Source organism: Sphingomonas sp. Leaf21 (genome assembly GCF_916858675.1).
Taxonomy (GTDB): domain Bacteria; phylum Pseudomonadota; class Alphaproteobacteria; order Sphingomonadales; family Sphingomonadaceae; genus Sphingomonas.
In genome coordinates, this window is the sequence record NZ_CAKASM010000011.1 from 25550 (window position 1) to 45665 (window position 20116).

The following is a 20116-nucleotide window of genomic DNA, read 5'->3' on the forward strand; positions in this document are numbered from 1 at the left end:
GATCGCGGACTCATGACGATTTTCGCGCTAGACCCGGACACATGCCGCACGACATTTTTCTGGCGACCGCCATCCCGCCCGCTCTGGAAATCGCCCTGGCCGAGCGTTTCACGCTTCACCGCGACACCGCACCGCCGACCACCCGCGCGATCGTCGGCGGCGGCATGATGACGGTCGACGCCGCGCTGATCGAGCGACTGCCCGAGTTGGAGATCATCGCGGTTCACGGCGTCGGCTTCGACGGGATCGATCGCGTCGCGACCACCGCGCGGGGCATCCAAATCGCGATCACCCCCGACGCGCTGACCGAGGATGTCGCCGATCAGGCGATCGCGCTGTGGCTGGCGGTCGACCGGCGCATCGCCGCGAACGATCGGGCGCTGCGGATGGGCAACTGGACGGTGCCACTGGGCCGCCGGGCGAGCGGGCGGCGAATCGGCATCTTCGGGCTGGGTCGGATCGGCCAGGCGATCGCGCGGCGGGCCGAGGTCTTCGCCACCGAGGTCCTCTATACCGCGCGCTCGGAAAAGCGGGTGCCGTGGCGGTTCGTGCCCGATCTGGCGACGCTGGCGGAGGCGAGCGACGTGCTGATCCTGGCGGCGCCGGGAGGGCGGGAAACGCGGGGCGCGGTGGACGGCGCGATCCTCGACCGGCTGGGCAAGGACGGGGTGCTGGTCAATGTCGCGCGCGGCAGCCTGATCGACGAGGAGGCGCTGATCGCCGCGCTGGAGGCGCATCGGATCGCGGGGGCCGGACTGGACGTCTTTGCCGAGGAACCCGATGTTCCGGCGATGCTGCGCCGGATGAATCATGTCGTCCTCGCGCCGCATCAGGGCAGTGCGACGCGCGAGGGTCGCGCGGCGATGGCGGAGATGGTGGTCGCCAATCTGGAAGCCCATTTCGCGGGCGGCGAACTGCCCGGTCTGCTTGGCTAGGGAGGCCCCACGCCCCTATTTGGCCGCCTTGCGCAGCGCCAGTCGCACCAGCGCGTCCAGCGTCGCCCCCGCCCCCAATTCCTCTTCCGCCGCCGCGACCGCCGAACTCGCCTCCGCCGGACGGAAGCCCAGGTTGAGCAGCGCCGACACCGCATCCGCGCCCGCCCCGACCGGCGCCGCGATGCCGCCCGAACCGGCGGGCAGCACGATCCCGCCGACCCTGTCCTTCAATTCCATCACGATCCGCTGGGCGAGCTTCGGCCCGACGCCGTTGGCGCGCGCGACCATCGCCTTGTCGCCGCTGGCGATCGCACGCATCAGATCGCCAGGCTCCAGCGCCGACAGGATGGCGAGCGCGACCCGCGACCCCACGCCCTGCACGCCCGTCAGCAACCGGAACCAGTCGCGCTCGTCCGCGCTGGCGAAGCCGACCAGCCGGATCGAATCGTCCGACACCAGCATCTCGGTATGCAGCATCGCCGCCTCGCCCACCGGGCCGATGGCGGACAGCGTGCGCGCCGACGCGCCGACCAGATAGCCCACGCCGCCGACATCGATCACCGCATGGTCGATGCCGGTGGAGTCCAAACGTCCCTTGAGATGCGCGATCATGGGGATGGGTTAGAACAAAAGGGGGGATTGGTCACCGGTGTTATCGCAGGGCGGATCGCATGGGGCCTGCCCTCCCCCATCCCCTCCCGCTTGCGGGAGGGGCGTGCCAAGGTCTTCTTGCAGGAAAACCTCGAAGCAGCGCTTGCGGATAGCCCAGTAACGCACCCCTCCCGCAGGCGGGAGGGGATGGGGGAGGGCTCACCGCGAGCAAGACGATCGCCTAAACCGCCCCGACCCGCCGCTGCATCGCCCGCGCGCTGGCGAGATGGTGCGCATGGGTGATCGCCACCGCCAGCGCGTCCGCCGCATCCGGCCCGGTCAGCTTCACGCCGGGCAGCAGATGGCCGACCATCGCCTGCACCTGCTTCTTGTCCGCGCCGCCGGTGCCCACCGTCGCCTTCTTGACGATGCTGGGATGATATTCGCCGACGACCAGCCCCGCCTGCGCCGCCGCCAGCAGGACGATGCCACGCGCCTGGCCCAGCTTCAGCGTCGATTGCGCATTGCTGTTGCCCAGCACCTCTTCCACCGCCGCACCGTCGGGCTGCTGCTGGCGGATCACGTCGTAAAGCGCGGCGTGCAGGTTCGCGAGACGCCGGGGCAGCACCATCGATGGCTCGGTCTTGATCTGGCCGTTGGCGACGTGGCGCAGCCGGTTGCCCTCCACCGCGATCACCCCCCAGCCGGTGGTGCCGAGGCCGGGATCGAGGCCGAGGATGATCGCGGGGGGTGGGGTCATGTCGGGCTTTCGGAGAGGTTGGACAGCGCTTGCCCCTCCACCACGCGGCCCTGCCGCGCGGTCCCCCTCCCCAAGCCTGGCCTGGGGAGGAATGGGGTCAGGCCAGCTTTTCCATGATTTCGTCGGAGACTTCGTAATTGCCCCAGACGGTCTGGACGTCGTCATCGTCGTCCAGCGTGTCGATGAGCTTGAACAACGTCGCCGCCGCCGCTTCGTCGACCGCGACCATGGTCTGCGGCCGCCAGGCGAGTTTGGCGCCTTCCGCCTCGCCCAGCACGGGCTCCAGCGCCTTGGCGACTTCGTGGAGATCCCCCTGCGCGGTCCAGATCTCGTGGCCGTCCTCGGTGGAGGTCACGTCCTCCGCGCCGGCTTCCAGCGCCGCCTCGAATATCTTTTCGGCATCGCCCGCGCTCGCGGGATAGTTGATCAGGCCCATCCGGTCGAAACCGTGGCTGACCGAACCGGCCGTGCCCAGATTGCCGCCATTCTTCGACACCGCGGTGCGCACGTTGGTCGCAGTGCGGTTGCGATTGTCGGTCAGCGCCTCGATGATCAGGCTGACGCCGCCGGGGCCGAAGCCCTCATAGCGGATTTCCTCGTAATTTTCCCCGTCACCGCGCGAGGCCTTGTCGATCGCGCGCGCGATATTGTCCTTGGGCATCGAGGCCGCCTTGGCCGCGTTGACGGCGGCGCGCAGGCGCGGATTCATGTCCGGGTCGGGCGTGCCCATCTTCGCCGCGACGGTGATTTCGCGGGAAAGCTTGGAAAATGCCGCCGAGCGCTTCTTATCCTGCGCGCCCTTGCGGTGCATGATGTTCTTGAATTTGCTGTGGCCTGCCATCGGTGCCTCTTGAGATAATGGCGCTCTCTACGACCGCTCTAGGGCCTTTGCCAACCCGTCGATCTTCGCCTCCAGACTGTCGAGCCGTTCGGTGACCGCGCCATCGAGCTTGTGATGCAGCCGCAATATGTCGATCTCGGCGCGCAAATTGGTCCGATAGTCGAGGCTTGCGGCGAGCCGGTCCTTCGACGCCTGGCGATTCTGGCTCATCATGATGACCGGCGCCTGGATCGCCGCCAGCGTCGACAGCATCAGGTTGAGGAAGATGTACGGATAGGGGTCGAACGCCAGCCCGAAATGGCTGAGCACATCCGAATTGAGCAGCATCCAGCCGAGCAGGATGACCGTGAAGGTGATGATGAAGCCCCAGGATCCGCCAACCGCCGCCACCCGGTCGGCCAGCCTTTCCCCCCAGGTCGAGGTTTCGTCGGCGACATCGGCGGCGTCGCGCGCGCTGAGCTGCCCCGATTCGATATCGGCGATGACCTGGGTTTCCTCCTCGTCCAGTTCATGCGCGGGCTTACCCAGCGTGCGGCGGGCGATTTCGGCGGCGGTCGACAGGGCCATGGGCAATGGGCTCCGCTGGAAGCATCAAATACCTTGCTCCTTGGGGCGTTGATCGGCCAAACGCCAGAGTCATGACGGTACGCGTGGATATGGGAACCGATGAGCGTGGCTCGTCGGTGCCGATCGATCTTGAGGAACTGCTGGCGACCCGCCTGCTGGTGCAGGGCAATTCGGGGTCGGGAAAGTCGCACCTCCTCCGCCGCCTGCTGGAAAAGTCGGCGGGCCAGGTGCAGCAGGTCGTGATCGATCCCGAGGGGGATTTCGTCACCCTGTCCAAGGCCTATGGCCATGCCGTGATCGAGGCGGGCGACTATGCCGAGCGTGAGGTCGGGCGCTTCGCCACCCGGATCCGCGAACATCGCGCCTCGGTCGTCCTCAGTCTCGAGGGGCTGGAGATCGAGGGGCAGATGCGCTGCGCCGCGACCTTCCTCAACGCGCTGTTCGATGCCCCGCGCGAGCATTGGTATCCCGCGCTGGTCGTGGTCGACGAGGCACAGTTGTTCGCGCCCACCACCGGCGGCGAAGTATCGGAGGAAGTCCGCCGCGCCTCGCTTTCGGCGATGACCAACCTGATGTGTCGCGGGCGCAAGCGGGGCCTCGCGGGGGTGATCGCGACCCAGCGACTCGCCAAGTTGGCCAAGAACGTCGCGGCGGAGGCGTCCAACTTCCTGATGGGCCGCACCTTCCTCGACATCGACATGGCGCGCGCCGCCGACCTGCTGGGCATGGAACGGCGACAGGCCGACTCGATCCGCGACCTGGCGCGTGGCACCTTCCTGGCGCTGGGTCCCGCCGTCTCGCGGCGGCCGATCACGGTGAAGATCGGCGCGGTCGAAACCTCGGCGCGCTCCGGCAGCCCCAAGCTGACCCCCCTGCCCGACGCGCCGCCGCCCGACCTGCAGGAACTGCTCTTCGCACCGGTCGAGGAAGCGCCGACGCTGCCCATGACCTTCGACCCGCGCCCGCGCCGGGTGCCCGCCGAGGAATTGATGGCCGATCTGGGCCGCCCGCCCCTGCCCACCACCGCCGCCCCGCCCGCGCCGGAGATGGACGAGGCGGAGGTCGAGGCGATCTACGAACAGGTGCTGCGCGCGATCGTCGAGGATCCCGAATCGACCTTCCGCCCCGCTTCGGTCCTGTTCCAGGATTTCCAGGTGCGCTGCCGGATGGCGGGGCTGGCCCGGCCGCCGCTCGACCTGAATGGTTTCGCCCGGCGGCTGGCCTGCGCGCGGGCGGGGATTTTCGATATCGCCGATCCCGACTGGCAGGAGGCGCTGGCATTGGCCGGACTGTTGCCCGACGACATGCTGGGCGCGTTCCTGCTGGTCGCGCGTGCGGCGCGGGAAGGGTTGCCTTGCCCACCGGACACCAAGATCGCCGAGACCTATGGCACCAGTTCGCTCGGCCGGGTGAAGCGGCTGATCGCCTATATCGAGAGCCGCGACCTGTTCGTGTGCCGCACCGACCTGACCGGCAAGCGGTCGATCACGATTCCCCGGCTGGGCTGGACGACCCAGGCGGCGGAGATGGGGTGAGGGTTTCGCTTGGCCTTCGACTCCGCGTGAGGGGAACGGGGGTTGGCGTAATCTCCCCGAAAAGATCAGGGCTTCGGGGCCGCAGCCTTGTCCTCCGGTCGCGGCACCCAGATCGTACATGAGAGCCCTTCGACCAATGACCCGCCATCCGGCATCCGAACGCGCTTGAAACAACCGCCAAGCGGAAATTCACGGCTTAACCATTTCCCCTCGGGCGTGTCCTGCTCATAAGATTGAATCTTATGGCGCTCCAAAAATGCCCATAGCCCGTCCGCTGCCTCGCCAGCGCAGATGTATTTGTGGCTCTGCGCCGTGTCGCTCACCTGACCGGCATCAATCGCCTCGCCCAGACAGGCTTCCATGAGGACAGGCACCCGCTCTGGAAAGGGCTTATCGATGGCGGCGGCAAGCAAGGCGAGAGGGAAGATCAGCATGATGAACGGACATGCCCGATCGACAGAAGGCCATCAAGCGCCCCCCCCCCCCCCCGTTCAGCCTGAGCGAAGTCGAAGGCCACACCCCACCGCCCGCCAAGAAAAAAGGGCGGCGGAGCCATACGCCCCGCCGCCCTTCGCATATCCAAACCCGAAACCGGGATCAGATCATGCCCAGCGCCTTCATATACACTTCGAGGATGGCTTCCTCTTCCTGATATTCCTCGCGCTTCTTCTTGCGGATCTGCATGATCTTGCGGATCGCCTTGGGATCGTAGCCGCGCGCCTTGGCTTCGGCGAAGACATCCTTGATGTCGTCCGAAATGCCCTTCTTCTCTTCCTCCAGCCGCTCCGCGCGTTCGATCAGCAGGCGCAGTTCGTCCGCCGTCACATTGCCGCTGCTGTCGAAATTCTCGTCCGCCATGTTCTTAACCCTCTGAATAGCTTTCAGCCCCTATGAGGCCGACCATGTCGCGGCTCGGACGCCCCTCGTCGGTCGAACGAAGGTCGGTCTGGCGCGGCCGGATCGGGCCCCATGTCGGGATCGGCGGTGGGTCTAGGCGGTTCCGCCGCCGGGCTCAAGCGCGCTCGTTCGTCAGGCGTTCTTCTTCACGCTCTCGGCCATGCGGGCCAGTTGCTCCGGCGTCGCCTCGCCCTGGTGCTGCGCCTTCCACTGGTCGTAAGGCATGCCGTAGATCGCCTCGCGCGCGGTCGCCTTGTCGACACCGGCCGCCTCGCCGACCCAGTCGGACAGGCAGTTGCGGCAGAAGCCCGCCAGCCCCATCAGGTCGATATTCTCCGCGTCGCTGCGATGCCGCAGGTGGAGGACCAGCCGCCGAAAGGCAGCGGCCGCCGCCCGGTCATCGATTGCATTCAACGCATCCATCGCATCGGCCATATTCGTCGCTCCAAGGTTGATCGCGCCGCATTAGGCTTTAGGACGCAGACAGCAAAGAAGCAGGATGTAACATGACCCAGGCCCTCCCACCGCGTTCGCGAAAAGTCCGCGTCCTTGCCACGCTCGGCCCGGCGAGCAGCGATCCCGAGACGATCGCCACCCTGTTTCAGGCAGGGGCCGACGCCTTCCGAATCAATATGAGCCATGGCGACCAGCAGTCGAAGGTTCCGCTCATCAAGGCGATCCGCTCGCTAGAGGAGCGATTCGGCCGCCCGACGACGATCCTCGCCGATCTCCAGGGGCCCAAGCTGCGCGTCGGCAAGTTCGCCGAGGGCAAGGTGATGCTGGAGACCGGCAGCACCTTCGTTCTCGATCGCGACCCGACGCCGGGCGACGCGACCCGCGTCGAGCTGCCGCACAAGGAGATTTTCGCCGCGATCGAGCCGGGTGCGCGCCTGCTGCTCGACGACGGCAAGCTGGTGCTGCGCGTCGCCTATCATGACGCGGACAAGATCACGACGCTGGTCGAGGTCGGCGGCGCGCTGTCGAACAACAAGGGGTTGAACGTCCCCGACGTGGTGCTGCCGATGGCTGCGCTGACCGAGAAGGACCGGTCGGACCTGGCCTTCGCGGTCGAACAGGGCGTCGACTGGATCGCCCTGTCCTTCGTCCAGCGGCCCGAGGATCTGATGGAGGCGCGCGGCCTCATCAAGGGGCGCGCCGCGCTCCTCGCCAAGATCGAGAAGCCGCAGGCGATCGACCGTCTTGAGGAAATCGTCGAGCAATGCGACGGCGTGATGGTCGCACGCGGCGACCTGGGCGTCGAACTGCCGCCACAGGCCGTGCCGCCGCTCCAGAAGCGCATCGTCGAGGTGTCGCGCCGCATGGGCCGCCCGGTGGTGGTCGCGACCCAGATGCTCGAATCGATGATCCAGAGCCCCTCGCCCACCCGCGCCGAAGTGTCCGACGTGGCGACCGCCATTTATGACGGCGCCGATGCGATCATGCTGTCGGCCGAGTCGGCGGCGGGTGCCTGGCCGGTCGAATCGGTCGCGATGATGAATGCGATCGGCGTGTCGGTGGAGAATGATCCCGGCCACGGCGAGCGCGTCCACTTCACCGCGATGACCCCCGACCCGACCACGGCCGACGCGCTGGCCGAAGCGGCGGCGCGGATCACCAACACCGTGTCGTCCAAGGCGATCATCTGCTTCACCTCCAGCGGCTCGACCGCCCGCCGCGTCGCGCGCGAGCGCCCCTCGGTGCCGATCCTGGTGCTGACGCCGCAGTTGGAAACCGCGCGCCGCCTGGGCCTGCTCTGGGGCTGTCATGCGGTCCACACCCGCGATGTCGAATCCTTCGAGGAGATGGTCGCCAAGTCCAAGCGCATGGCGCTGCGCCACGGCATCGCCGAGGCGGGCAACCAGGTCGTGCTGATGGCGGGCGTCCCCTTCCGCACGCCGGGGTCGACCAATGTGTTGCACGTGACGCGCATCATGGGCGACGAACTGGCCAATTACGGGGATCGTAGCGAAGAGGCGTAATCGCCGATCCCGGTCCGAGAAGGGCGGCGGCGCGAGAGCGTTTGCCGCCCTTTTTCATGTCCGGCCCCGATGCGACCGGCGGCCGGGCGCATGGGTGAAGCGACTGGGTGGCCGCGAAATGTCAGTGGAAAACGACCATGTCCCTCTCTCTCGATAACCGCCCCGACCTCGACACCACGCGCCTGTCGCTGCGGCGTCCGGCCGAGCATGATGTCGACGCCATCGTTTCGATCGTGGGGGATTGGGATGTCGCACGCCGCCTGGCCCGCGTACCGCACCCTTACGGCTCAAGGGATGCCCGCTTCTTCCTGGAGCGGGTTGTGCCTGCTGAATGGGTATGGGCGATCACCTTGCGCGACGCGGACAGGATGATCGGTGCGGTCGGGCTGACCCCGGAGAGGGACGCGGCCGAACTGGGCTATTGGCTGTCCCCTGCGCATTGGGGCCAGGGGATCGCGACCGAGGCGGCGGGAGCGGTCGTCGATTTCGGGTTCGAGCGCCTGGGGCTTGCCCGCCTGACCTCGGGCTATTTCGAGGACAACCCGGCGTCCGGTCGCGTGCTTGCCAAGCTCGGCTTTGTCGAGACGGGGCGGGTCCTGCGTCCCTGCGTCGCGGTTGGCGGGGACGTGCCATCGGTGCGGATGGTGCTGGGACCTCAATCCTATTCGGCACGGGGAGGAGGCAGGGCGAAGCCCTGACGGAGGGGGGCTTCCTCATCGGGCGCACTTCGCGCCCCGCCCCCTCCATCACCGCTTCGCGGCGGTCCCCCTTCCTGTGCCGAGGATATGCATGACAAAAGGGGCGGGCACCTCGCGATGCCCGCCCCTTCGTTCGTCCAGCGAGCGCCGATCAGATGTGGATCGGCTTGCCCTGCACCGCCATGGCGGCTTCCTTGAGCGCCTCGGCATGGGTCGGGTGCGCGTGGCAGGTATAGGCGATGTCTTCCGACGTCGCGCCGAATTCCATCGCCTGCGCGGCCTGCGCGATCATCGTGCCCGCGAGGCTGGAGATGATCCACACGCCCAGCACGCGGTCGGTCTTGGCGTCGGCGATGACCTTCACGAAGCCGTCGGTGTCGCGGTTGGTCTTGGCGCGGCTGTTCGCCATGAAGGGGAACTTGCCGACCTTGACCTCGCCACGCTCCTTGGCGGCTTCTTCCGACAGGCCGACACCGGCGATCTCGGGCATGGTGTAGACGACGCTGGGGATGACGTCGTGGTTCACGATGCCGGTTTGCCCTGCGATGTTCTCAGCCACCGCGACGCCCTCGTCCTCCGCCTTGTGCGCCAGCATCAGGCCCGGTGCGACGTCGCCGATCGCCCAGACGCCATCGACGTTGGTCGCGAAGTCATGATCGATCTCGACCTGGCCACGGCCGTTGAGCTTCACACCGGCGGCTTCCAGGTTCAGCCCGTCGGTGTTGGGCTTGCGGCCGATCGCGACCAGCACGGCGTCGGCCGACAGCGTTTCCGCCGCACCGCCCGCCGCCGGTTCGACCGACACGGTCGCGCGGTCGCCCTCGACGGTGACGCCGGTCACCTTGGTCGAGGTCTTGAGTTCCATGCCCTGCTTCTTGAACAGCTTCGCCGATTCCTTGCGGACCTCGCCATCGAAGCCCGGCAGGATCTGGTCGAGATATTCGACGACCGTGACCTTGGCCCCCAGACGACGCCAGACCGAGCCCAGCTCCAGCCCGATCACGCCGCCGCCGATGACGACGAGATGCTCGGGCACCTTGGGCAGCGCCAGCGCGCCGGTCGAGTCGACGACGACCTTCTGATCGATGGTGACACCCGGCAGCGGGGTCACGACCGAGCCGGTCGCGATCACGATGTCGCGCGCGGTGACGGTCTGGTCGCCGACCTTGACCGTGCTCGAATCCTGGAACGCGGCCTTGCCCTTCAGCCAGGTGACCTTGTTCTTCTTGAAGAGGTACTCGATGCCGCCGGTCAGCTCGCCGACCGCCTTGGCCTTTTCGGCATGCATCTGATCGAGGTTGAGCTTCGCGCCCTCGATCTCGACACCGAACTTGGCGAGCGCGCCGTGGCTCGCTTCCTCGAACAGCTCGGACGCGTGGAGCAGAGCCTTGGACGGGATGCAGCCGACATTGAGGCAGGTGCCGCCCAGCGTCTCGCGCGCCTCTGCGCACGCGGTCTTCAGGCCCAGCTGCGCCGCGCGGATCGCCGCGACATAGCCGCCGGGGCCGGCGCCGATCACCAGGACGTCATAGTCATACTCAGCCATTTGTCTCTCCCGTTCCCCGGCATCGGGGTCCAGCCTGCGGGCGCGCCCGCCGTCTTATAGTAGGAACGGACCCCCGCGGTTGCGAGGATCCGTATAGATCACAATAGGATCAGAGGTCGATCAGGATGCGGGTCGGATCCTGGATCGCGTTCTTGAGCGCGACGAGGAAGGTCACCGCCTCACGACCGTCGATGATCCGGTGGTCGTAGGACAGCGCCAGGTACATCATCGGGCGGATGACGATCTGGCCGTCGACGACGACCGGACGCTCCTCGATACGGTGGAGGCCCAGCACCGCCGACTGGGGCGGGTTGATGATCGGAGTCGACATCAGCGAGCCGAACACGCCGCCGTTGGAGATGGTGAAGGTGCCGCCCTTCATCTCGTCCATCTTCAGCGTGCCGTCCTTGGCGCGCTTGCCGAAGTCGCCGATCGTCTTTTCGATGCCCGCGACCGTCAGATCCTGCGCATCGCGGATAACCGGCACGACCAGGCCGTTCGGAGCCGAGACGGCGACCGAGATATCGGCATAGTCGTGATAGACGATCTCATCGCCCTCGATCGACGCATTGACCGACGGAATGTCCTTCAGCGCCATCGTCGCGGCCTTCACGAAGAAGCCCATGAAGCCCAGGCGGACGCCATGCTTCTTCTCGAACAGGTCCTTGTACTTGGCGCGCGCCTCGATCACCGCGGTCATGTCGACGTCGTTGAACGTCGTCAGCATCGCCGCGGTGTTCTGCGCTTCCTTCAGGCGCTTGGCGATCGTCTGACGCAGGCGCGTCATCTTCACGCGCTCTTCCTTGCGGGCCGAACCGGCAGGCGCGGCAGCCGGAGCGGCGGCGGCCGGAGCCGGGGCGCTCGACTTGTTGGCGGCGGCGGCGGCGACATCCTCCTTGGTGATGCGGCCGTCCTTGCCGGTGCCCTTGATCGTCGCGGGGTCGAGACCATGCTCGAGAACCGCACGACGGACCGATGGCGACAGCGCGGCGGGCGAGTCGCTCGATTCGTCAGCGGCAGGCGCAGCGGCGGGGGCGGGAGCCGCCGCCGGAGCAGCGGTCGCGGCAGGCGTCGCCGCTTCGGTCTTGGCCGGGGCCGAGCCACCGGCGTCGACGGTCGCCAGCAGCGCGCCGACCTGTACCGTATCGCCGACCTTCACGGCATGGTCGCCCATGACACCCGCCACGGGCGAGGGCACTTCGACCGAAACCTTGTCGGTCTCCAGGCTCGCGATCGGCTCGTCGACCGCCACCGCGTCACCCGGCTGCTTCAGCCATTCGCCGAGCGTCGCCTCGGAGATCGATTCGCCCAGTACCGGGACCAGAACTTCAGTCGCCATTTCCATTTCCTCCACCCGGCCTCTGCGCCGGGGTTCTTACGCGGGCGGGCAAAGCGCCCGCGCCAGATTTCATCCCGCCCCGGCCCGTCTGACGAGCCGGGGCACTCGTCGATCGTTCAGTCCACCGCCGCGGTGGTCGGCTTGGCGGTCGTATTGCTGCCCTCGGCGCGCGTCCGGCGAATTTCCTCGCGGACATTATGGCCCAGCGCATCGGCGACCAGCGCGCCCTGCTCGGCGGTGTGGCGCTTCATCAGGCCGGTGGCGGGCGAAGCCGCCGCCGCGCGACCCGCATAGCGCGCCCGCTTCACCGACGCCCCGGCCTCGGCCAGCGCCTCCTCGATCAGCGGCTCGACGAAGAACCAGTAACCGTTGTTCTTCGGCTCTTCCTGCGCCCAGACCACGTCCTGCAGGTTGGGCATCCGCGCGATCCGCTTGGCCAGCGCATCGCTCGGGAACGGATAGAGCTGCTCGACGCGAACGATCTGGGTCGTCGTGTCGCCGGCGGCATCACGGGCCTCGATCAGGTCATAGGCGACCTTGCCGGTGCACAGGACCAGCCGCGTCGTCGCCTCGTCGGCGGCACCATTGGTATCCGACAGCAGGCGACGGAAATGGCTTTCGCCCTGAAAATCCTCCGCCTTCGACACCGCCAGCTTGTGGCGCAGCAACGACTTGGGCGTCATCACGATCAGCGGCTTGCGGAAATTGCGGTGCATCTGGCGGCGCAACAGGTGGAAATAGTTGGCCGGCGTGGTGCAGTTCGCAACCTGGATATTGTCGTTGGCGCAGGACTGGAGGAAGCGCTCGGGACGTGCTGACGAGTGCTCCGGCCCCTGCCCTTCATAACCATGCGGCAGCAGCATCACGAGGCCGTTGGCGCGAAGCCACTTGGACTCGCCGCTCGTGATGAACTGGTCGATCATGATCTGCGCGCCGTTCACGAAGTCGCCGAACTGCGCCTCCCACAGCACCAGGGTCTTGGGATCGGCAAGCGCATAGCCATATTCGAAGCCCAGCACGCCATATTCGGACAGCGGGCTGTCCAGCACCTCGAAGCTGCCATGCTCGACCGTCTTGAGCGGCACATATTTGTGCTCGTCGGTCTGGTCGACCCAGACGGCGTGACGCTGCGAGAAGGTGCCGCGACCCGAGTCCTGACCCGACAGGCGGACGCCGTAGCCTTCCGACAGCAGCGAGCCGAAGGCCAAAGCCTCACCGGTCGCCCAGTCGAAATTCTCGCCCGTCGTAAACATCTGCCGCTTGGCGTCGAGCACGCGGTTCAGCGTCTTGTGGACCTGCAGGCCTTCCGGGATCGTGGTCAGCGTGCGGCCGATCGCGTCGAACAGCTTCTTGTCGAGGCCGGTTTCGACATTGCGGCGACCCTGATCGCTTTCCTTGGGCGCGGACAGACCCGACCAGCGACCGGCGAACCAGTCGGCCTTGTTGGGCTTGTAGCTCGCACCCGCCTCGAACTCGCCCTCGCAGCGCGTGGTGTACTGCTTGATGTTCTCGTCGACCCATGCCTGGTCGACCACACCCTCGGCGACGAGGCGCTTCGCATAGGTCTCGGCAACACCGGGGTGCTGACGGATCTTGTTGTACATCAGCGGCTGGGTGAAGCCCGGCTCGTCGCCCTCGTTATGACCGAAGCGGCGATAGCACCACATGTCGATCACGATATCGCGGTGGAACTTTTGGCGGAACTCGATCGCCATCTTGGTGGCGAAGGTCACCGCCTCGGGATCGTCGCCATTGACGTGGAAGACCGGCGCCTGGACGCCCTTGGCCACGTCCGACGGATAGGGCGAGGAGCGCGCGAATTGCGGGCTGGTGGTGAAGCCCACCTGGTTGTTGATGATGAAGTGGATGCAGCCGCCGGTGTTGTAGCCACGGATGCCCGAGAAGCCGAGGCATTCCCAGACGATGCCCTGGCCCGCGAACGCCGCGTCGCCATGGATCAGCACCGGCACCGAGGCCGTATGATCGGTCAGGTCGTCGGCGATCGTCTGGATCGCGCGGGTCTTGCCCAGCACGACCGGGTTCACCGCCTCGAGGTGCGAGGGGTTGGCGACCAGCGACATATGGACCTTGTGGCCGTCGAACTCGCGGTCGGTCGAGGTGCCCAGGTGATACTTCACGTCGCCCGAACCGCCGATGTCATCGGGGTTGGCCGAACCACCGGCGAATTCGTGGAAGATCACGCGCAGCGGCTTGGCCATCACATTGGCCAGCACGTTCAGGCGGCCGCGATGCGCCATGCCGAACACGATCTCGCGCACGCCCATCTGGCCACCGTACTTGATGACCGACTCGAGTGCGGGGATCATCGACTCGCCGCCGTCCAGGCCGAAGCGCTTGGTGCCGACATATTTCTTGCCGAGGAACTTTTCCCACTGCTCGGCCTCGATGACCTTGTTCAGGATCGCCTTCTTGCCATCGACGGTGAAGTCGATCGCCTTGTCCTGGCCTTCCATCCGGTCCTGGAGGAAGCGGCGCTCCTCCACGTCCGCGATGTGCATGTATTCGAGGCCGATATTCCCGCAGTAATTCTTGCGCAGCGTGTCGACCAGCTCGCGAACGGTCGCCCATTCGAAGCCCATCGTGCCGCCCAGATAGACCTTGCGGTCGATATCGGCGTCGGTGAAGCCGTGATATTCGGTCTTCAGATCCTCGGGCAGCTCGCGCAGGCCCGACAGGCCCAGCGGGTCGAGGTTCGCCGCGAGGTGGCCGCGCACCCGGTAGGTGCGGATCAGCAGCTGCGCGCGGATCGCGTCGCCCGCCGCCTTGACGATGTCGGCGGTCGAGGGCGCGGCGGCGGCCGGAGCGGCAGCGGCGGCAGGCTTGCCTCCCTTTGCGGGCTTCGGAGCCGGTTCCATCTGCGTCGGGTCGAGGCCCGCCGTCAGATCGTCGGTCGAGGTCAGCGGCCAGCGCTTGCTTTGCCAGCTGGGGGCACCGACGCCCTGCTCCAGACCGTCGAAGAAGCTGCGCCAGCCCGCATCGACCGACGACTGGTCGGCCTGATACTTGGCGTAGAGCGCTTCGATGAAGGCTGGGCTGACGCCCGCCGCGATTTCGCTGAATTCCTGGCCTTCGTAGCCCATGAGACGCTTCCTCGACCGCCCGTCTTATCAACTCATCGCCACCCCGGCACATCCGCCTGGGGTCCGCAGCCGCGAGCGGCCCGCCTGCCGCCACGGACCCCGGCGGTTGTGCCGGGGTGACGCGATACGCCTTACTTGTTCAGCACCGACAAAAGGGTCGAGCCGAGTTCCGACGGCGAAGCCGCGACTTTGATCCCGGCCGCTTCCATCGCCGCGATCTTGTCCTCGGCGCCGCCCTGGCCGCCCGACACGATCGCACCGGCATGGCCCATGCGACGGCCCGGAGGCGCGGTGCGGCCCGCGATGAAGCCCGCCATCGGCTTCGAACGGCCGCGCTTGGCTTCGTCGCGCAGGAACTGCGCGGCTTCTTCTTCGGCCGAGCCGCCGATCTCGCCGATCATGATGATCGACTGGGTCTCGTCATCGGCCAGGAACAGCTCCAGCACGTCGATGAAGTTGGTGCCGTTGACGGGGTCGCCGCCGATGCCGACCGCGGTCGTCTGACCCAGGCCGGCGTTCGAGGTCTGGAACACCGCCTCATAGGTCAGCGTGCCCGAGCGCGACACGACGCCGACCGAGCCCTTCTTGAAGATCGAACCCGGCATGATGCCGATCTTGCACTCGCCCGGCGTCAGCACGCCCGGGCAGTTCGGACCGATCAGGCGCGACTTCGAACCCGACAGGGCGCGCTTCACCTTGACCATGTCGAGGACGGGAATGCCCTCGGTGATCGCGACGATCAGCGGGATCTCCGCGTCGATCGCCTCGAGGATCGAGTCGGCCGCGAAGGGCGGCGGAACATAGATGACCGACGCGTCGGCGCCCGTCTTCGACTTGGCTTCGGCGACGGTGTTGAAGACCGGCAGGCCGATATGCTCGGTGCCGCCCTTGCCCGGCGTCACGCCGCCGACCATCTGCGTGCCATAGGCCAGCGCCTGCTGGGTGTGGAACGTGCCGGTTTCACCCGTCATGCCCTGGGTGATGACCTTGGTGTTCTTGTTGACGAGGATGCTCATCTGCTAATCGCCCTTCCACCCCGGCGTACGCCGGGGTCCAGTTGGGAAGACGGTCATGGAAGCGCGATCCGATCGTAAAGATCATCCCAGTCGGGATTGAGTCCTTCGATCTCCTGCAACTTCCAGCCCCGTCTCCATTCTTTCATCTGCAGCTCGCGCTGCCGTGCAAATTCCAGGCTCTCATGCACCTCGTACCAGACGAGCAGATGACAGCCATATCGTTTCGTGAACCCCTCGACGACGCCGTTGCGATGCTCCCAGGCACGCTTCGGCAGATTGATCGTCGACCCCAGATAAAGCGTTCCGTTCCGGCGGTTGGCCATGATGTAGACACAGGCCGGACCATCCATCGTCGGGGACACTCCCAACTGGACCCCGGCTTTCGCCGGGGTGGGTGCTCACGTCTTGATTACGCCAAGCTCTCGTCGATGCCCTTGCACGCGACAAGCAGCTCCTTGACCGCGTCGACCGAGACCTGGAGGTTGGCCTTCGCCTCGTCCGACAGCTTGACCTCGACGACCTTCTCGACGCCACCGGCGCCGATCACGACGGGGACGCCGACATAGAGGTTGTCGATGCCATATTCACCCGACAGGTGCGCCGCCGCGGGCAGGATGCGCTTCTGGTCGTAGAGATACGCCTCGGCCATCGCGATGCCGCTGGTGGCGGGGGCATAGTAAGCCGAGCCGGTCTTGAGCAGCGCGACGATCTCGCCGCCGCCGCCGCGCGTGCGCTTGATGATCTCGTCGACCTTTTCCTTGGTCGAGAAGCCCATCGCGATCAGGTCGCTGACCGGGATGCCGCTGACGGTCGAATATTCGAGGACCGGGACCATCGTGTCGCCGTGGCCGCCGAGCACGAAGGTGTTCACGTCCTTCACCGACACGCCGAACTCTTCGGCGAGGAAGTGCGAGAAGCGCGCCGAGTCGAGCACGCCCGCCATGCCGACGACCTTGTTGGCCGGAAGCCCCGAGAATTCGCGCAGCGCCCAGACCATCGCGTCGAGCGGGTTGGTGATGCAGATCACGAACGCGTCGGGCGCGTTGGCGGCAATGCCCTCGCCGACCGCCTTCATCACCTTCAGGTTGATGCCGAGCAGGTCGTCGCGGCTCATGCCGGGCTTGCGCGCGACACCGGCGGTGACGATGATGACATCGGCGCCCGCGATGTCCGCGTAATCGTTGGAACCCTTGATATTCGCGTCGAAGCCTTCGACCGGGCCGCACTGCGACAGGTCGAGCGCCTTGCCCTGGGGCACGCCCTCTACCACGTCGAACAGGACGATATCGCCCAGCCCCTTGAGCGCGGCGAGGTGCGCCAGCGTGCCGCCGATGTTACCGGCGCCGATCAGCGCGATCTTCTTGCGAGCCATTCCAATCCTACTCCGTAGTGGACGTGCGTGATTGGTCACGCGGCCTACGCCCATATGGCCGTCGGGGCAACCGCTAATCCACAGAGTTTAAGATTTTAAACGATAATGGTTCGCAAGTGCATTAGGGCGCAAAAGCCGCCTCGTCCGAGCCATGGCCCTGCGCCAGATACTCGTCCGATCGCATCTCCTCGAGGCGGCTGATCGTGCGTTCAAACTCGAACCGGCCGTCCCCCGTTTCATAGAGTTCGGCGGGCTGCGCATCCGCTGCGGCGAGCAGTTTGACCTTGTGTTCGTAGAGCGCGTCGATGAGCTGGACGAAGCGCGCGGCCTCGTTGCGGTTCTCCGGGCCCAGCTTGGGAATGCCGACCAGGATGACGGTGTGGAAGCGCCGCGCGACCGCGAGATAGTCCGCCGCGCCGCGCGCCTCGCCGCACAGCCGCTTGAACGAGAAGACGGCGACGCCCTTCAACGCCTTGGGCACATGGAGCACGCGCCCGCCGACCTTCACGTCCTCGGACGGGACATGCGCGGCGTCCTCCACCGGATAGTCGGTCAGGCGGAAGAACGCCGCCGACAGCGTCATCGTCGCCTTGGGACCATTGGGCACCAGCCAGGTATCCAGCCGCCCCAGCCGGTCACGGCGATAATCGGTCGGGCCATTGAGCGCCAACACGTCCAGCCGCGCCTCGATCAACGCGATGAAGGGCAGGAAATGCTCGCGGTTGAGCCCGTTCTTGTAGAGATCCCTGGGCGGACGGTTGGAGGTGGTCACGATCGTCACCCCCGCCTCGATCAACGCGGTGAACAGCCGTGACAGGATCATCGCATCGGGGCTATTGGTCACCATCATCTCGTCAAAGGCCAGCAACCGGGTTTCCTCGGCGAGCGCGGCGGCGACGGGGGCGATCGGCTCGCCCGCCTGCTTGGCGCGCTCGGGGGCGATGCGGGCATGCACCTCCAGCATGAACTCGGCGAAATGGACGCGGCGCTTGGCCTCGACCGCGACCTGATTGAAGAACAGGTCCATCAGCATCGACTTGCCCCGCCCGACACCACCCCAGAGATAGACGCCCTTTGGCGCGGGCGCGCCTTTGCCGGTGAGGCGGGCGAAGAGGCCGGTCTTGCGCGGCGTTTCGATTTCGGTGGCGAGTTGTTCGAGTCGCTTGGCGGCGGCGGCCTGCTCGGGATCGGGGCGAAGTTCTCCGGCCTCGATCAGGCGGCGATAGGCGTTCAGGATATCGGACATCGGGGGCGATGTCTGCCCTGCCCCGCCCGGCGTCAACCCCTGCCCTCACCCTTCCCGCCCGCTTGCAGCGGGCGCCGGAAGGGTGAGGGTGGTTGGCGGACCAGATGGAATTGAAAAAGGGGGCCGTTTCCGACCCCCTTCCCGTTTCCGTCGAAACCAGTCGGATCAGATGATCCGCTCGGCTTCCATCTTCTTGATCTCGGCGATCGCCTTGGCCGGGTTCAGACCCTTGGGGCAGACATTCGCGCAGTTCATGATCGTGTGGCAGCGATACAGGCGGAAGGGATCCTCCAGTTCGTCCAGACGCTCGCCGGTCATCTCGTCGCGGCTGTCGGCCAGCCAGCGATAGGCCTGGAGCAGGATCGCAGGGCCGAGGAACTTGTCGTTGTTCCACCAATAGCTGGGGCACGAGGTCGAGCAGCAGGCGCACAGGATGCACTCGTACAGCCCGTCGAGCTTGGCCCGGTCGTCGGGCGACTGGAGCCGCTCCTTGCCCGAGGGGGCTGGCGACACGGTCTGCAGCCACGGCTTGATCGAGGCATATTGCGCGTAGAAATGGGTGAAGTCGGGGACCAGATCCTTGACCACGTCCATATGCGGCAGCGGGGTGATCTGGACCGTGCCCTTCACATCCTCGATCGCGGTGGTGCAGGCGAGGCCGTTGCGGCCGTCGATGTTCATCGCGCACGACCCGCAAATGCCCTCACGGCACGAACGGCGGAAGGTCAGCGAGCTGTCCTGCTCGGCCTTCATCTTGATCAGCGCGTCGAGGACCATCGGACCGCACTCGTCCAGATCGACCTCGAACGTGTCGTAACGCGGGTTCTGGCCCGAGTCGGGATCGTAGCGATAGACCTTGAACGTCTTCAAACGACCGCCGCTGGTGGCTTTATGCGTTTCGCCCTTCTTGATGACGCTATTCTTCGGCAGGGCAAATTCGGCCATGGTCACTAACCCGCTGGATGGGCCGACAGGCATGTCGGCAAAGGATCGCCCCCGCCGATACATGACAGGGGCGCTTGTCGCAAATGTCTTGGCCGATTTAGGCGTTGGGTCAGATCACATCAAGCACGAGGCCCAGGTCGCGTGCCTCCTCGGCGTCGATATACCAGTTGCTGCGCGCCTTTTCCTGGAGCGTCTCGAACGACACTTTCGATCCGTTGACGATCGCGCGGAACCCCTCTTCCTGAATCCGCACCGACTGCTCGATCTCATGCAGTTTGGCCTTGAGCACGACCGGCAGGTTGGTCAGCGGCCCCGACAGGTCGATCGAGCCCGACATCTGGCGTTCGTGCAGCATCAGCCGGGTGCCGCGCGTCAGGAACCGGTGCTCGACGGGAAAGGCCGACATGAAGGTCGCACCCGCCGAATAGACCGCGACCTTGCCCAGGAACAGTGTCTCGCGCCCCGTATAGTCGCGAAGCAACCGGACCGAGTCGCCCATCGCCCGCGCCATCTCGGGATCGCCGCCCAAGGTGGTGATCGATACGACCAGCGGACCGTCGGCGGGGGCGGCGGCGAGCTGATCCTTGAACCCGGCATACATCGCCTCGTCCACCGTGCCGTAAAGCTGGATGTGCGGGCGGGCGAGCAGCGGGTAGTTCACCGCGTTGTTGGGTTGGTCTTGCATGACCTTGCGAACCGGGGGCGCGGGGGAAGGTTCCGGTTCGGGGGTCGGGGCGTGGCCTTCGAC

General features: G+C 66.4%; 20 protein-coding genes. 4 read left to right on the forward strand and 16 right to left on the reverse strand.

The window, feature by feature from the left end:
* Window positions 1-41: 41 nt before the first annotated feature.
* On the forward strand, window positions 42-935 hold the full coding sequence (locus LRP66_RS10515) for a 2-hydroxyacid dehydrogenase (RefSeq protein WP_230482511.1): 894 nt from the start codon (window positions 42-44) through the stop codon (window positions 933-935).
* Window positions 936-950: 15 nt separating this feature from the next.
* On the opposite strand, the gene ruvA is transcribed toward LRP66_RS10515, so the two are convergent.
* The 4 genes from ruvA to LRP66_RS10535 all read right to left on the reverse strand — a co-directional run bounded on the left by ruvA (window position 951) and on the right by LRP66_RS10535 (window position 3694).
* On the reverse strand, window positions 951-1547 hold the full coding sequence (ruvA, locus tag LRP66_RS10520; protein ID WP_230482513.1) for a Holliday junction branch migration protein RuvA: 597 nt from the start codon (window positions 1545-1547) through the stop codon (window positions 951-953).
* Between the two features lie 220 nt (window positions 1548-1767).
* Window positions 1768-2286: a crossover junction endodeoxyribonuclease RuvC gene (ruvC, locus tag LRP66_RS10525; RefSeq protein WP_230482514.1), complete on the reverse strand. Its 519-nt coding sequence runs from the start codon at window positions 2284-2286 to the stop codon at window positions 1768-1770.
* A gap of 97 nt (window positions 2287-2383) precedes the next feature.
* Window positions 2384-3127, reverse strand: coding sequence for a YebC/PmpR family DNA-binding transcriptional regulator (locus tag LRP66_RS10530; protein WP_230482516.1), 744 nt, complete (start codon window positions 3125-3127; stop codon window positions 2384-2386).
* Window positions 3128-3154: 27 nt separating this feature from the next.
* Window positions 3155-3694 carry a DUF1003 domain-containing protein gene (locus LRP66_RS10535; RefSeq protein WP_230482518.1) on the reverse strand — a complete coding sequence of 180 codons (540 nt, stop codon included), beginning with the start codon at window positions 3692-3694 and terminating at the stop codon, window positions 3155-3157.
* A gap of 71 nt (window positions 3695-3765) precedes the next feature.
* Between LRP66_RS10535 and LRP66_RS10540 the strand changes: the two genes are divergently transcribed.
* Window positions 3766-5229, forward strand: a complete 1464-nt coding sequence (locus tag LRP66_RS10540) for an ATP-binding protein (RefSeq protein ID WP_230482520.1) — start codon at window positions 3766-3768, stop codon at window positions 5227-5229.
* A gap of 65 nt (window positions 5230-5294) precedes the next feature.
* Here LRP66_RS10540 and LRP66_RS10545 read toward each other — a convergent pair whose 3' ends face one another.
* The 3 genes from LRP66_RS10545 to LRP66_RS10555 all read right to left on the reverse strand — a co-directional run bounded on the left by LRP66_RS10545 (window position 5295) and on the right by LRP66_RS10555 (window position 6561).
* Window positions 5295-5663: a hypothetical protein gene (locus tag LRP66_RS10545; RefSeq protein ID WP_230482522.1), complete on the reverse strand. Its 369-nt coding sequence runs from the start codon at window positions 5661-5663 to the stop codon at window positions 5295-5297.
* A 163-nt stretch (window positions 5664-5826) separates the two neighbouring features.
* Entirely contained in the window at window positions 5827-6087 is a 261-nt protein-coding gene (locus LRP66_RS10550; RefSeq protein WP_230482524.1) for a DUF2312 domain-containing protein, read from the reverse strand.
* Between the two features lie 171 nt (window positions 6088-6258).
* On the reverse strand, window positions 6259-6561 hold the full coding sequence (locus LRP66_RS10555; RefSeq protein WP_443026686.1) for a DUF1244 domain-containing protein: 303 nt from the start codon (window positions 6559-6561) through the stop codon (window positions 6259-6261).
* 71 nt (window positions 6562-6632) lie between these two features.
* Here LRP66_RS10555 and pyk point away from each other — a divergent pair, with 71 nt between their 5' ends.
* Both pyk and LRP66_RS10565 read left to right on the forward strand, forming a co-directional pair.
* Window positions 6633-8105, forward strand: coding sequence for a pyruvate kinase (pyk, locus tag LRP66_RS10560; protein WP_230482525.1), 1473 nt, complete (start codon window positions 6633-6635; stop codon window positions 8103-8105).
* A gap of 137 nt (window positions 8106-8242) precedes the next feature.
* Window positions 8243-8803, forward strand: a complete 561-nt coding sequence (locus LRP66_RS10565) for a GNAT family N-acetyltransferase (protein WP_230482527.1) — start codon at window positions 8243-8245, stop codon at window positions 8801-8803.
* A gap of 151 nt (window positions 8804-8954) precedes the next feature.
* Here the strand turns inward: LRP66_RS10565 and lpdA are convergent, their stop codons facing one another.
* The 9 genes from lpdA to LRP66_RS10610 form a co-directional block, all read right to left on the reverse strand.
* A complete protein-coding gene (gene lpdA / locus LRP66_RS10570) occupies window positions 8955-10349 on the reverse strand; it encodes a dihydrolipoyl dehydrogenase (RefSeq protein ID WP_230482529.1) in 1395 nt (464 codons plus the stop codon).
* A gap of 109 nt (window positions 10350-10458) precedes the next feature.
* A complete protein-coding gene (gene odhB / locus LRP66_RS10575) occupies window positions 10459-11688 on the reverse strand; it encodes a 2-oxoglutarate dehydrogenase complex dihydrolipoyllysine-residue succinyltransferase (protein WP_230482531.1) in 1230 nt (409 codons plus the stop codon).
* A 116-nt stretch (window positions 11689-11804) separates the two neighbouring features.
* Window positions 11805-14789, reverse strand: a complete 2985-nt coding sequence (locus LRP66_RS10580) for a 2-oxoglutarate dehydrogenase E1 component (protein WP_230482533.1) — start codon at window positions 14787-14789, stop codon at window positions 11805-11807.
* A 131-nt stretch (window positions 14790-14920) separates the two neighbouring features.
* Window positions 14921-15805, reverse strand: coding sequence for a succinate--CoA ligase subunit alpha (gene sucD, locus LRP66_RS10585; RefSeq protein WP_042484035.1), 885 nt, complete (start codon window positions 15803-15805; stop codon window positions 14921-14923).
* A 53-nt stretch (window positions 15806-15858) separates the two neighbouring features.
* Window positions 15859-16155, reverse strand: a complete 297-nt coding sequence (locus LRP66_RS10590) for a GIY-YIG nuclease family protein (RefSeq protein WP_230482534.1) — start codon at window positions 16153-16155, stop codon at window positions 15859-15861.
* Between the two features lie 59 nt (window positions 16156-16214).
* Window positions 16215-17177, reverse strand: a complete 963-nt coding sequence (gene mdh, locus LRP66_RS10595) for a malate dehydrogenase (RefSeq protein WP_230482536.1) — start codon at window positions 17175-17177, stop codon at window positions 16215-16217.
* A 121-nt stretch (window positions 17178-17298) separates the two neighbouring features.
* Entirely contained in the window at window positions 17299-18423 is a 1125-nt protein-coding gene (gene zapE / locus LRP66_RS10600) for a cell division protein ZapE (RefSeq protein ID WP_230482538.1), read from the reverse strand.
* A 165-nt stretch (window positions 18424-18588) separates the two neighbouring features.
* Entirely contained in the window at window positions 18589-19368 is a 780-nt protein-coding gene (locus tag LRP66_RS10605; RefSeq protein WP_230482540.1) for a succinate dehydrogenase iron-sulfur subunit, read from the reverse strand.
* A gap of 109 nt (window positions 19369-19477) precedes the next feature.
* Window positions 19478-20053, reverse strand: a complete 576-nt coding sequence (locus tag LRP66_RS10610) for a ClpP family protease (RefSeq protein ID WP_230482542.1) — start codon at window positions 20051-20053, stop codon at window positions 19478-19480.
* Window positions 20054-20116 lie beyond the last annotated feature (63 nt).

What these genes read in the sequence shown, in the direction of transcription:
- LRP66_RS10515 (WP_230482511.1), top strand. Translation starts at nt 42, where the DNA reads ATGCCGCACGACATTTTTCTGGCGACCGCCATCCCGCCCGCTCTGGAA.
- ruvA (WP_230482513.1), bottom strand. Translation starts at nt 1,547, where the DNA reads ATGATCGCGCATCTCAAGGGACGTTTGGACTCCACCGGCATCGACCAT.
- ruvC (WP_230482514.1), bottom strand. Translation starts at nt 2,286, where the DNA reads ATGACCCCACCCCCCGCGATCATCCTCGGCCTCGATCCCGGCCTCGGC.
- LRP66_RS10530 (WP_230482516.1), bottom strand. Translation starts at nt 3,127, where the DNA reads ATGGCAGGCCACAGCAAATTCAAGAACATCATGCACCGCAAGGGCGCG.
- LRP66_RS10535 (WP_230482518.1), bottom strand. Translation starts at nt 3,694, where the DNA reads ATGGCCCTGTCGACCGCCGCCGAAATCGCCCGCCGCACGCTGGGTAAG.
- LRP66_RS10540 (WP_230482520.1), top strand. Translation starts at nt 3,766, where the DNA reads ATGACGGTACGCGTGGATATGGGAACCGATGAGCGTGGCTCGTCGGTG.
- LRP66_RS10545 (WP_230482522.1), bottom strand. Translation starts at nt 5,663, where the DNA reads ATGCTGATCTTCCCTCTCGCCTTGCTTGCCGCCGCCATCGATAAGCCC.
- LRP66_RS10550 (WP_230482524.1), bottom strand. Translation starts at nt 6,087, where the DNA reads ATGGCGGACGAGAATTTCGACAGCAGCGGCAATGTGACGGCGGACGAA.
- LRP66_RS10555 (WP_443026686.1), bottom strand. Translation starts at nt 6,561, where the DNA reads ATGGCCGATGCGATGGATGCGTTGAATGCAATCGATGACCGGGCGGCG.
- pyk (WP_230482525.1), top strand. Translation starts at nt 6,633, where the DNA reads ATGACCCAGGCCCTCCCACCGCGTTCGCGAAAAGTCCGCGTCCTTGCC.
- LRP66_RS10565 (WP_230482527.1), top strand. Translation starts at nt 8,243, where the DNA reads ATGTCCCTCTCTCTCGATAACCGCCCCGACCTCGACACCACGCGCCTG.
- lpdA (WP_230482529.1), bottom strand. Translation starts at nt 10,349, where the DNA reads ATGGCTGAGTATGACTATGACGTCCTGGTGATCGGCGCCGGCCCCGGC.
- odhB (WP_230482531.1), bottom strand. Translation starts at nt 11,688, where the DNA reads ATGGCGACTGAAGTTCTGGTCCCGGTACTGGGCGAATCGATCTCCGAG.
- LRP66_RS10580 (WP_230482533.1), bottom strand. Translation starts at nt 14,789, where the DNA reads ATGGGCTACGAAGGCCAGGAATTCAGCGAAATCGCGGCGGGCGTCAGC.
- sucD (WP_042484035.1), bottom strand. Translation starts at nt 15,805, where the DNA reads ATGAGCATCCTCGTCAACAAGAACACCAAGGTCATCACCCAGGGCATG.
- LRP66_RS10590 (WP_230482534.1), bottom strand. Translation starts at nt 16,155, where the DNA reads ATGGATGGTCCGGCCTGTGTCTACATCATGGCCAACCGCCGGAACGGA.
- mdh (WP_230482536.1), bottom strand. Translation starts at nt 17,177, where the DNA reads ATGGCTCGCAAGAAGATCGCGCTGATCGGCGCCGGTAACATCGGCGGC.
- zapE (WP_230482538.1), bottom strand. Translation starts at nt 18,423, where the DNA reads ATGTCCGATATCCTGAACGCCTATCGCCGCCTGATCGAGGCCGGAGAA.
- LRP66_RS10605 (WP_230482540.1), bottom strand. Translation starts at nt 19,368, where the DNA reads ATGGCCGAATTTGCCCTGCCGAAGAATAGCGTCATCAAGAAGGGCGAA.
- LRP66_RS10610 (WP_230482542.1), bottom strand. Translation starts at nt 20,053, where the DNA reads ATGCAAGACCAACCCAACAACGCGGTGAACTACCCGCTGCTCGCCCGC.